This is a genomic window from Prevotella sp. HMSC077E09, from assembly GCF_001814685.1.
In the GTDB taxonomy this organism is placed as follows: Bacteria; Bacteroidota; Bacteroidia; order Bacteroidales; family Bacteroidaceae; genus Prevotella; species Prevotella oris.
Map to the genome: position 1 here is coordinate 1 of NZ_KV817497.1, position 11,615 is coordinate 11,615.

Genomic DNA, 11,615 nt, shown 5'->3' on the forward strand with positions numbered 1-11,615 from the left:
GGAGACTGTCGCATTTACTAATTTAAACTGCATTGAATTGTTTGCTTTTTGCATAAAAGGTATTATTTTTGTATCGGCGATTACGAAGTTCGTGAGAATGGATAATCGTCTTAGTTAAGTCTAGTTTAGTTTTTGTGTTGGTTGAGGGCAGTCAATTGGCTGCCCTCATTTTTTGTGGAGGAAAGACCGAAAGAGACTGAAAAGATATTGCACACAGGATGAAATTCTAAGTTTTCCCTATTTCATGTAAACATTGCTTTCTATCTTTATTCAATTCGTTAATAATCAAGAAGTTATGAGTTTTGAATGGAATTGTGTGGCAATATGCTGTAGAAAAGCGTTGTTATCTGCGTCAAATCACCTCGCCATCTGCATCAAGTTAGCACGTGTTTTGAGTCAAAATGCGGTGTAATCTGCATCAAGTTATCGCGTTGAATGACGCAAATTGGAAACCGAGTATTTTGAAATCAGGAATTAACACCTTTTTTCTCACTTTCCTTCTCCTGCTTGGCTGTATTTTAAATTGGTAGTTTCAAGCCGATAACCTTTGCAAAGATGAGAAGGTGTTGCCGGCAATATGCCTCTGCATTCAATATTGCAAGTGGGCCGACACGGTTGTCACGGTTCATGATTTTCACAGTTATTAGCAGATTATAGAGGATGACAGATTGGGGTAGACAGGGCTTAGAACCAAATGAAAACCGTTTAAAATACTCATTTGTAGGTATTGTTTGCAGTATTGTTATTTTTTAATTTTGCAAAAAATATTTTGATATTTTATACATTGCAGCATTGAAAGGGTTTTAGAATCATGAGAGTTATCGCACCAATTCTATGTAGGCGGATGCGTGTTTTTGTTTTGTTTATGGTCTTAGTATTGTGCCCTTGTGCTCAATTCTTGCGGGCCAGCACCACTGAAGAAAGCGTTTCATTGACGATTACAGACCGCGAAGGGCAGGCTTTGCCTTTTGCTTCAGTTATCGTGGAGAGTGCCGGCCTCACCTATACTGCCGATGCGCAAGGCCAACTTCGTCTCAAGTCGACCCTCTTCACCAGCAAGGGCGTGCGCCTGACTGTGTCGTATTTGGGAAAAGCCACGCGCAGTTTGACCATTACGCAAGAGGCTGTTGCGAAGAATAAGAAGGTGAACATTTCGTTAGACGATAACAACCTCTATCTGAAAGGCGTTCAGGTGAATGCTACGCGCACGCCAAGACACAGCAATTCTTCAATGCTGATACAGCGAAACACGATTGACAACATCCAGGCTTACAGCATGGCCGACATCGTTCAGGCACTTCCGGGAAAGGCTATTCTCAATACCGACATGCACAATGCCAGCTTTCTGACTCTACGCTCGGCATTGCAGGGAGATTTGCAGAACCCGCTCGATGCTTATTCGCGCAACAAGCTTAACGACTATGTGCGTAATGCAGCTTTCGGCATTGCCTATGTGGTGGACGGCACTCCCATATCGAACAACACCAACATGCAGCTTGACAGTTACGGCAAGTGGGGTGGGGTGAAGATGTTTAATCGCCGTTTCAACACTGATAATAATGAGAATGTGGGCAGTGGAAATGACCTGCGTTTAATTCCCGCATCATCTATAGAGAGTGTTGAAGTCATATCGGGTGTGGCTCCGGTAAAATATGGCGACTTGAGCAATGGCGCTGTCATTATCAATCGTCGTGCCGGACTTACTCCTTTCTATGGCAGTGTAAAGGTGCAGTATGACATTTTCAATGCATCGTTGGGGAAGGGTTTCTCTCTCGGTGAACGTTGGGGATTGCTTAACCTCAACGTAGACTATATGCACAGTACCCGTGACCGACGCGACCGATTGAAGACCAATGCCAACATTGCTTTCAATGCCACGTGGACGCATACACTTAGTAGGGCCTTGGGTTGGAAGAACACAATCTCTGCTGATTTCTCCAAGAATATCGACGGACTGAAAAGTGATCCCGATGCAACACTCAATAGAACACGAACCGACAGGCAGAACCTTCGCTTGGCTTTCCGCGGTGCACTTTCACCCCAGGAAAATGCTTTTATCGATGGTATAGACTATAATTTCTCGCTCTCTCTGTCGCATCAATACGACATGCACGAAGAGTTTATCGCTAACAACAGGCTTAATCTCATCACCGATGCCTATACTAACGGGCTGCACGAAACTGATGTTGCACCACCTTATTATAATGCGCTTTTGGAGATTGATGGCAAACCTTTGGCGCTCTCGGGTAATATCGAAGCGCGTAGGACGCTGAAATGGGGGCAATCCACACATACGCTTAGTCTGGGTTTTTTCGCTCGTCATGAGTCCAATCATGGTCGGGGAAAGATTTTCAATGCTGAAACACCGTTCTATGATGGTGGGCAAGGTGGCCGCGGTGACCGTTCTTATAAGTATCGCAACCGCATCCAACTAAATCAATCAGGACTCTATGTGCAGGATAAATTCATGTTGTCTACAGCCCATGGAACGCTTAGTACAACGGCAGGTGTGCGACTTGAATTCCAGAACCGACGCTTTGCAGCCAGTCCGCGCATCAATACGATGTGGGCCTTTGACAATGGGTTGAGCTTCAATGCAGCCTATGGTATCAGTTATAAGATACCCGCCACAGCTTATCTCTATCCCGAAAACGTGTATTTCGACCGTCTTGTGTACAGCAATTACAGCAATAATGCCAAAGAACGACTGTTTTTATACAAGACAAAGGTCGTTGATCCCACCAATCCCAACCTGCGTTCTCCTTATACTCACAGCTTCGAATTGGGTACAACATACGCCAAGTCCAACTTCAATACATCGCTGACAGGCTATCTGAAGATTGATCAGAGAGGCATAAGTTCAGAGGCTGTACTTGATACTATGTGGGTTCAGCGCTATGAAACCGTATCTCAGCAGCCCAATCAGCGCCCCATTTATGCACCAAAGGGCGCTCCCGAGCTGATTATCGACTATTACTATACGCCTCGCAACCAGCTTTACAGCCGTAATGCAGGCTTGGAATGGATTGGAGGTCTGCGCAATATCAAACCTATAGGATTGGATGTTAACTTCTCTGTGGTTTATAATTACAGCTTTTACTATCAGAAAGGGGAACGCATGGGCACAAGCATCGACCTTGATAAAGAGGCGGTTGCCGGTATCTATAAGCCTACGAAGAACAGTTCTAACGAACTCATCTCAACCCTTAGTCTTACCAAGCAGATCCCTACTCTTGGCTTGATATTCAATCTGCGCTTGCAAAACTTCTGGTTCCGACATTTTAATCGTCATGGCTTTGATATCTATCCTATCGGCTATATCGATCAGAATTTTCATCGTGTATATCTTGATGAAGAGCAGCGTAAAGACATTCGCTGGACTTATATCCGACTGAAAGACAATGAACCTGTAAATATCTCGCAGCCTATCATCATTCCCAACTGTCATCTTCGGGTGTCTAAGGAGATTGGAAAAAAACTGCGCCTTTCGTGCTATATCAATAATGTGTTCAACTATCGCCCTTGGATAGAACGCCAGGGTGACCGCATATACTTTAATCAACCGCCGACAGTGAGCATGGATGTCAGCTATAAGTTCTGAATGACTACACGCTCTTCGTAAGCGATATAAACAATAACAATTCTATAATAAAATGAAAACAACAAAACATTGGGGCAGCAACATTGCCCTGTTCATGGCGCTGATCATGACCGTTTTCTTCACTGCTTGCGGTGAAAATGACACTCCTGAAGTATCAAGTGCTTCGGTGAAATTGAATGTTAAGATTAACAAGACTTTCGAAAAGGCTAAGACCAAGAAAGTGGTTATCACGTTGAAAAACACCAGTACTGGTAAGGAAACTACCTATGAGACCACACTCAATACCGACATGGTGCTGCCTAATCTGCCTGTAGACATGTATGACATAACGGCAACCTATACCATTCCTGCCAAAGAGTATACCGAAATAACAGGTGAGAAAACTTCCGAAGATGTGCTTTTCTCGGCAGCAGCAACGGGCATACAGCTTCAACCAAACAAAGAAAAAGAAATAAACTTGGAGTTGACAACCTCTACTACGAATGATTTTGTCATTAAAACGATTTACTATGCAGGGTCAGACAATAAGAAAGCTGCAGGCGAAAATGATTGCTTTGTAGAGATTTATAACAACTCTGCAAAGACGCTTTATGCTGATGGTTTGTGCTTTGCTCTCACAACGATGAACCGATATGGCTATATGGCTGATGGTACTATACATAAGTGGGCACCTATAAAAAAGTTCTATCTGACTTCTAAAGGCACCTACGATTGGAGCAAATCAGAAGGTATGGCTGACCCAGCAGGAGCCAATGACAAGTATGTTTATGGCAATGTTGTCATCATGGTACCCGGTTCGGGTAAGGATCATCCCGTTAAACCAGGTGAAAGTTTCATCATTGCTCCTTTTGCCCAGAACTATAAGCAGCCCTTCACTACATCATTGGGCAAGCAGGTTACTCCCGAATGGCCCGACTCTACACTCGACTTGAGCAAGGCAGAGTTTGATGTGGTGTACCCTGGATACGAGCAGTTGGATAACAAGAATGCTGTCAATATGGTGCTGATACAGAAAGGAAATAACAAGTATATGAGAATGTCGCGCAATGGTAAAGAGGGGTATGTCATCTTCCGTCATTCTTCACCTGCTACCTTACCGGCATATCAGTATCCATATAAAGATTTGAAGTATTCTGATAAAACGGTCTATACTCAAATTCCAGTAGCTTCTGTTATTGATGCTGTTGAGGTTATTAATCCTAATGCAGATGGCTATGTTTCACCAAAGGCTTTCCCGAAATCGCTTGATGCAAGCTACACATTCTCTAAGCCCGATTATAGCTTCCGTTGTGTTTCTCGCAAGGTGAGCCGTACAGAAAATGGTCGCATCATACTGCAAGACCTCAACAACTCTGCAATCGACTTTGTAGAGATGATCCCTAATCCAAAGGCTTTTGCCCCGAGCAAGTAAAGTCTGAGGCGATGAATTTCAGCCTGCCTGCGCTTATCATGCAGGCAGGTGAAATATTGTTTAAGACAGTTTTTATAATCAACTAAATTGCATTGAAAGGCTGCTTAGTAGCTTTTTGGTAGCAGGAATTTTCAGAAACAGTCTTGATTTATAAAGAACAAACCCATTACTATGCACGTACGTATATTCTTTTCTTGTCTCTTGTGTGGGCTTTTCTCCATTGCGCACGCCCAAGATTCGCTCACGCGTTTTGCCGTTCCAACTTCTCAAGAATGGCAACAGCACCACCGGATTATGGCTTCACCCTTAGGTGTTTACTTGCTCCCTGCTTGTAACTATGGTTATACCTCGGTGGCTTTCACGCAAGCGCAAGGTGCTTTGGCGCGCATCCAGACTCCCGAAAAAGATACGAATGTGAGACTTTTGTCCATGGGGTTGTATACTTCTGAACGTTGGCGACTTTATGGGGAGTTTGCTTACGACCGACAATTTGCCGACAGTGTAGGGTGGTTGCTTAGTGAAATGCCACGTAACGGCATGCCCTATTATTTTGCATCTCCACGTAAAGGCAATTGGCAGAATGAGACCTATCTGCTGAAAGGAGTAGCCGGTTATAAGCTTTCACGCCTGTTTGCCATTGGTGCAGGCTTGCAGATAAGGTACCACAAGGGGGCACGCAGCAACGATCCGCGCCCTTCTGCCGAAAGTTTTAATTCGCGTTATCACCTTAATGTCGACCTAAATCTTGCTCCTGTACATATTGCTGTGGGGGCGGGAATGGTCTATGGCACGAGTGATAACAACCTTATCTACGTCAATGAGAGCAATGATCGCATTGACCGTCTTGACTTCATGGCCTATGAATTGATGGGATTTGGCATGCATCGGAAAACAGGTAAGCTGCAAAATCGCGAGATGCAAACCAATACTTACGGACACGAACTGGCTCTGCAAGCCTATCTTCATTTGGACAGTACTATGCTCTGGGTACGCGCAACATATCTTTCACAACGCGATAGCATACGCCGAAGCAGGGTTACTAACGTGTCGGCTAATCTTCTTTCCACCTATAATCTTCGTCAAACGAATGTTCTCTTGGGTGTAGTTCATCCTTTCTCTCGTGCTCTTCGCCTGCAAGCTACAGCTTATGCTGACTTTACTAAAGGCTGGGATAGGCTGGATAATATTCTTGGTGGGCAGAAAAATTATGTTTATTCTCATCGCAACATCGGAATAAATGCATTGCTCTATCATCGCTTTTCTTCAGATAGACTCGATCTTTATAGCCTAAATGCTTCAGCCGAGCATGAAAAACGACAAGACGGTGCTACGCAGCATGTTTTTCTTCGAGATGCTTTTCATATGGTTGCAGCCTATCGTTCACAGCGTCCTTTGCCCCGTGCTTTCGCCTTTTTCTATGGTGCAAGTCAGGCTTTCACCTTACCTTCGGCTTCATTGAACTATCCTTCAACACAGGAAAATGTGTTTTCAACCCAGCTGGCACGTCCCTTGCAACGTTTCTATGCCACATCAACGGCTTCCACTCGCATTGATATTGGTGCCGTGAAACGCTTTTCCCACTATCGTTTGACGCTTTCCATGGCCTATCAGCTGGCCTATGCACTCAAGGCACAACCTACCATTCACGGTACGCGCCAATACTTTGAGGCTGCAATAGGATTGGCTTTTTAATGGTTTGAATGTAGGCCTTCATGTAGATTGGGGTATTCAATCTTTATGCATTGGTCCTTTATTTGTGAAGCTATCTGCACTTTCAGACTACTTCTCTTATAGTAAGGTGGAACTTGTTGTGGTAAGCCATCTTCTTTCTTTTCACTTCAAAGAGCTGTGGAAAGTGTTTTTATCCATTATTTCTCTCGTTTGCTTTTAATCTATAACTTGTTTTGTTGATATATGTCAATAAAAACAGTTGTTTGCGCAAACAAAGTTATAAATTCTTGTTGCTTCAATCTTTTCAGCGTATCTTTGCAATGTCTTAAAGAAAGAATAAGATATTAGGATAATATAAATTAGGTATAACAGAACCCAGAAATGAAATAGGGGTTCACAAAAGATGAAAGGTAAAAAGATTATGAAAAAGATGTTTTTGACACTCGTTGCAGTTATGAGTATGACAATGGCTTTTGCTGAAGGTGAGAATACAGTGGCAACAAATACAGTTGCAGCTTACGATATGAAAGTCAATTACAGCAAGCTTGCAGAGGCACTTGGTCTGTCAATGGATCAGCTTGAGAGCGTAGAAGATGTTCATAAGACATTCTGCATTGAAATGATGAATGCAGCTAATGCTCCTAAGGATGAGCGTAAGAACATGGTTGACAAGGCTATTGAAAAGAACCTCAAGTATATGCACTATATTCTGAACAACAGCCAGTACAGCAAGTATCTTCTGTTGCTCAACACCACAATGAACAATCGTGGACTCAATAAGTAAATCGCATTTAAGAGAGAGAAATATGATAGAGCTGGATGTCTGGTAAAACAGATGTTCAGTTCTTTTGTTTTATGACATATCTTAAAGCAATCCGCTTGGGGGAAGTTCTCCATGCAGCTATTGATTGGCAAAGCAAGCATTGCAACAGCTATTGGCTTTCTCTTTCCTGTGCGAACACTATGGAAGGTTTGTATTTGATGCTGTAGTTGTTTCTTCAAATGCTATCTTCAATTTCATGAAAGAGTGGGACAGTAATCCCCTATACTGCCCCCACATTCTCCATTCTTTATAGCATAACGCTACGGCTTGCCTATTTTGCTTTTACATACAAATTGGTATATTGGTAATAGGCTTGTGCTTTGCGAACGAGCTTTTCATCTGTCTTTCTGGCGAGTTGCTCGTCATAAGTGCCGTCTTGTAATGGTCGCAAGGTATATTGCTGAACGTTGCGGACGGGTGAGAGCACTGTCAGTCGATTGTCTTCCATATAGCCTAAGTCTTGATAGGTTGCCATGAATGCCCGAGGATGATAGGTCGGAGCAAGGATATCTTGTCCTGTGAAACTTACGCTGCTGCGTAGGTTGAGCAGTGAGAGAACAGTAGGCATCAAGTCAATTTGAGAACAGATTTTCTCAATCTTCTCTTGTTGTATGATTTCCGGTGCATAGACAAGGCACGGGATGTGATAGCGGTCTATAGGCAATGAGGTTTTTCCTGCACTGGAGGCGCAGTGGTCAGCAATGACAATGAAGACAGTGTTCTTAAACCATACTTTCTTTTTTGCATCATCAATGAACTTGCCAATCGCATAATCCGTATATTTAACAGAGGCTTCCCGCGTGTTAGGATCACCATTCACTGTTATTTTCCCAGCGGGGTAGGTGTAGGGGCGATGGTTGCTGGTAGTCATAATCTGTGCAAAGAAAGGATGTCCCGACTTGTTATTTGTATCGAACACCTGCAGGCTTTTTCTGAATATATCTTCATCACAGACACCCCATATATTTGCGAAAGTCACTTGGTTGTCAGGGATATTTTTCCTATCAATTACCTCATAACCGTTATGACTGAAGAAGTCGCCCATATTGTCAAAGTAGCTGTCTCCACCGTAGATGAACTGCGATTTGTAGCCTAAACGCGATAGCACACTCCCAACGGAGAGGTTGCCCATTCTGTTGGCCTTTCGCTTAATAATACTCTCTCCGGCACTCGGTGGCAGACAAAGAGACAGGGCTTCCAACCCTCTGACCGTCCTGTTACCTGCAGCAAAGAGGCTGTCGAAGACAAGACTCTCCTGCATGAGTCTGTCAAGTCGTGGTGTAAGGTTCTGCTTGTTTCCATACCGTGTGAGGAAATCTGCGCTGAGACTTTCTACTGTGATGAGAACAATGTTTGGCCGATTTTCTGCAAGACTGTCGCCTATGTTCTTCTTGCCATCCTTATTCAGTCCGCTCAGTTGCCGGTACATACTTATACATTCCTGCTTTGGCAGCATGGCATAGAACTGATCATATGCCAGCTTATTGCTTTGGAAAGCGATGACGAAATCGCATGCTCCGTTCTGTTCTAATTGCGTAACGTATTGATTATCGCTCTTGAGGGAGTGTGTCTCCCATAAGATGAAGTATGCACTTGTTGCAAGAACAGCGTATAAGAAAAGGTGTATGATGAGCATCTTTACACCATAAAGCTTTGTGATATTAAATCTGTAATGGCGCGACTGCAGGAAGATGATGCCAACGGTGAGGAGTAGTGTCATGCCAATCATGGGGATAATGGCATACGACTCCATGATGTTTCCTATTACTTCGTGGGTATAGACCAGATAATCTACCGCAATGAAGTTGTATCTCACTCCAAACTCACCCCAGAAAATGTATTCTCCCGCAGTGACACATAGAAACAGAAAGACATAGACAGCCCAGGTAAGATAGAGTGAAACTCTTCGCCATGTCTCCCTTATCTTCGGAAAGAAGAAGCGCATGGAGAAGCTGAACAGTTTCCAACCTAAGAAGATCCGGGCAATTGTTGGTGCACCACCTCCATACTCATGAAAGATAGTGTGGAAGAACAGCACGTAGACGAATGATGCAATCAGTAGGATTTCTATCATCCATCCTATGATGCGATGATACTTTCGTTCGTTCAGTCCAAGATAGATAATCAGTAATGGCAGAGCGAGTAAGATAGCCATGCAGAAGTCGGAAACAATACCGATGCTTAATAATCTGACTATCTCTCCCAAGGAGAAAGATGCATCTCCGGGGGTAGCGTGCATAAGAATGATACGCAGGATAAGTCCAATGATGATATATAACTTTAGAAATCGGGTTCCAATGAGGTAAATAGGATTTCTGTAAATCAATTTTTTATCGTTCATATTCATTTGCTTTGCTGCAAACTTACATAAAATTTTAGAAACCCGCAACAATCAAACTAAGATAATCTTTCTTTTCTTTTAGAAAGAATGTTGAATGTAAGAATGCACATCAAAAATTACAGAGTGCACGGTCATAAGTCTGATAAACTTACCGAGCAGCATAGGAATAATCATAAAATTAAAAGTATATATGTTGTTCATATAGAGAAAATTAATTATTTTTGTAGCCTATATTCTTAAAAATAATACATTGAAATGGAAGAAAATCTTGTTTCAAGACATGTGTTAGACGCAAGTCATTATGAGGGAAAGGGAAAGTGGAAAGGTGTAATACAAGGCTGGATTGTATTTCTGGTTATATTCATAGCCACGCTTATTCCTGCTGTTCGGCAGGCGCTGCTTGGGTTTGCTGACTCGGTAAAGAGTGTAGAATGGGTCGTAACGTCTGTTCATTTCTTGCTTAATGGCTTTTGGATTATAGCTGTTTTTATGGCAATTGGCACACTCATGAAATGGAGAGAAAAACAGCCATTCGAAGAGATTTGCATCTATGAAGACGGCATTAGCTTTGTTACGGTGTTGGGAAGACAAGAGAAAGTAAACTTCGATCAGGTGTATGTGCACTATGGTGCTTATCAGAAGAGTGTCTATATTGATTGTGCCCTGCTTGGGATCTCGGCCAAGAATATTCCATGGAATTATTTCTCACAGTCTGATGTCCTGCACAAGAACCTTCAGCGTTATGCAAATTGGAATATTGGTAAATACAAGAAAAAGTAAATGAATTAAAGTAAATAGTCAATGGAAAGTACTACTTATTATGTTTGGGCTGCCCTTGTCATTGTCTTAGGCATTGTGGTGGTTGTTTTGGGTGTGTGGTATAATGTGAACTATGGTAAATTTAAACCAAAGTTTGAATTCTTCTCAGATGGTTCTGCCCGTATGATATTTTTCGGCGTTTCAGAACGCTACAGAAAGCAGATGGAACGTTTCAATGCAGAATATAAAGTAGGACAGACGGTCACATATCATGACCGAGTTTATGTCATTGAGGAGATTAAGCCGATTGATGCCTTTGATGATAAATATCTTGGGCAGCGTCATGGTTTAGCTGCCTATTTGAAAGAAGTTTAGACTGATAATACCGAAAAGCTTGGTAAGCCAGGCTCAATAGAAGGGAAACATATTCTGTGATTACATTTAATCATAGCTCTGTATAAAGGGCATTTTTTCATGTCATCTCTATCATGTCAGTGTGTAAAATGATAGAGATGACATGATTGAATGACAGAGATTGCACGCTAAGATGAATGAAGTTGCAGCCTGTTTTCATAGATATGGGAAAACATGCTGATAACTTCTGCAGTTTTAGAAGAAATATAAGGAAGCTCTTTCGCGCGTACATTATAAATATATATAAATCAGTTGGTGGCTGTCAGAGAAGTGATAATTGCAACAAAATAATTAAAAAACTTTACAAAGTATGCTTTTGGAGTATGTCCTTATCTCTCTGAATTACGCCCAATTTCCCACCGACTTTTCCTCCACTTCTGCTCCACTTTTCTTCGTTTGCCCTGAAGTTTAGATTAATTAACATTTCAACTATCTGATAATCAATGGCTTTTCTTTCTCTAAGAACAAGAACAAAGAACAAGAACAAGAACGACGGAAAGAAACAGAAGAAAGGGAGCCGCCGACGCCGAAGTGTTCTCCGTGTAGTTTTCTTTACAGTTACGTCGCCGTCCTCAAGCTTGCGGTCAGCCTCTCT

At 42.6% G+C, this 11,615-nt stretch carries 8 protein-coding genes; 6 read left to right on the forward strand and 2 right to left on the reverse strand.

What is annotated here, in order from left to right; translation table 11 throughout:
* Positions 1 to 865: 865 nt before the first annotated feature.
* The 4 genes from HMPREF2983_RS01395 (at position 866) to HMPREF2983_RS01410 (ending at position 7,467) form a co-directional block, all read left to right on the forward strand.
* A complete protein-coding gene (locus HMPREF2983_RS01395; protein WP_246829310.1) occupies positions 866 to 3,601 on the forward strand; it encodes a TonB-dependent receptor in 2,736 nt (911 codons plus the stop codon).
* Positions 3,602 to 3,653: 52 nt separating this feature from the next.
* The gene (locus HMPREF2983_RS01400; protein ID WP_070665923.1) at positions 3,654 to 5,012 is read left to right on the forward strand and encodes a DUF4876 domain-containing protein; all 1,359 of its coding nucleotides are present in this window, start codon (positions 3,654 to 3,656) and stop codon (positions 5,010 to 5,012) included.
* A 171-nt stretch (positions 5,013 to 5,183) separates the two neighbouring features.
* Positions 5,184 to 6,704, forward strand: a complete 1,521-nt coding sequence (locus tag HMPREF2983_RS01405) for a DUF6850 family outer membrane beta-barrel protein (RefSeq protein ID WP_070665926.1) — start codon at positions 5,184 to 5,186, stop codon at positions 6,702 to 6,704.
* A 382-nt stretch (positions 6,705 to 7,086) separates the two neighbouring features.
* A complete protein-coding gene (locus tag HMPREF2983_RS01410; RefSeq protein WP_070665929.1) occupies positions 7,087 to 7,467 on the forward strand; it encodes a hypothetical protein in 381 nt (126 codons plus the stop codon).
* 310 nt (positions 7,468 to 7,777) lie between these two features.
* Here the strand turns inward: HMPREF2983_RS01410 and HMPREF2983_RS01415 are convergent, their stop codons facing one another.
* Positions 7,778 to 9,853: an LTA synthase family protein gene (locus HMPREF2983_RS01415; protein ID WP_070665934.1), complete on the reverse strand. Its 2,076-nt coding sequence runs from the start codon at positions 9,851 to 9,853 to the stop codon at positions 7,778 to 7,780.
* Between the two features lie 249 nt (positions 9,854 to 10,102).
* On the opposite strand from HMPREF2983_RS01415, the gene HMPREF2983_RS01420 reads away from it, so the two are divergent.
* On the forward strand, positions 10,103 to 10,627 hold the full coding sequence (locus tag HMPREF2983_RS01420) for a hypothetical protein (protein ID WP_070665937.1): 525 nt from the start codon (positions 10,103 to 10,105) through the stop codon (positions 10,625 to 10,627).
* Positions 10,628 to 10,648: 21 nt separating this feature from the next.
* Positions 10,649 to 10,981, forward strand: a complete 333-nt coding sequence (locus HMPREF2983_RS01425; RefSeq protein ID WP_070665940.1) for a hypothetical protein — start codon at positions 10,649 to 10,651, stop codon at positions 10,979 to 10,981.
* Positions 10,982 to 11,321: 340 nt separating this feature from the next.
* On the opposite strand, the gene HMPREF2983_RS14220 is transcribed toward HMPREF2983_RS01425, so the two are convergent.
* The coding region (locus HMPREF2983_RS14220; RefSeq protein ID WP_246829311.1) for a hypothetical protein at positions 11,322 to 11,615 on the reverse strand (294 nt) is incomplete at its 5' end.

Bases quoted from the DNA above. Each gene is read 5' to 3' on its own strand.
- HMPREF2983_RS01395 (WP_246829310.1), top strand. From the start codon at position 866: ATGGTCTTAGTATTGTGCCCTTGTGCTCAATTCTTGCGGGCCAGCACC.
- HMPREF2983_RS01415 (WP_070665934.1), bottom strand. From the start codon at position 9,853: ATGAATATGAACGATAAAAAATTGATTTACAGAAATCCTATTTACCTC.
- HMPREF2983_RS01410 (WP_070665929.1), top strand. From the start codon at position 7,087: ATGAAAGGTAAAAAGATTATGAAAAAGATGTTTTTGACACTCGTTGCA.
- HMPREF2983_RS01420 (WP_070665937.1), top strand. From the start codon at position 10,103: ATGGAAGAAAATCTTGTTTCAAGACATGTGTTAGACGCAAGTCATTAT.
- HMPREF2983_RS01400 (WP_070665923.1), top strand. From the start codon at position 3,654: ATGAAAACAACAAAACATTGGGGCAGCAACATTGCCCTGTTCATGGCG.
- HMPREF2983_RS01425 (WP_070665940.1), top strand. From the start codon at position 10,649: ATGGAAAGTACTACTTATTATGTTTGGGCTGCCCTTGTCATTGTCTTA.
- HMPREF2983_RS01405 (WP_070665926.1), top strand. From the start codon at position 5,184: ATGCACGTACGTATATTCTTTTCTTGTCTCTTGTGTGGGCTTTTCTCC.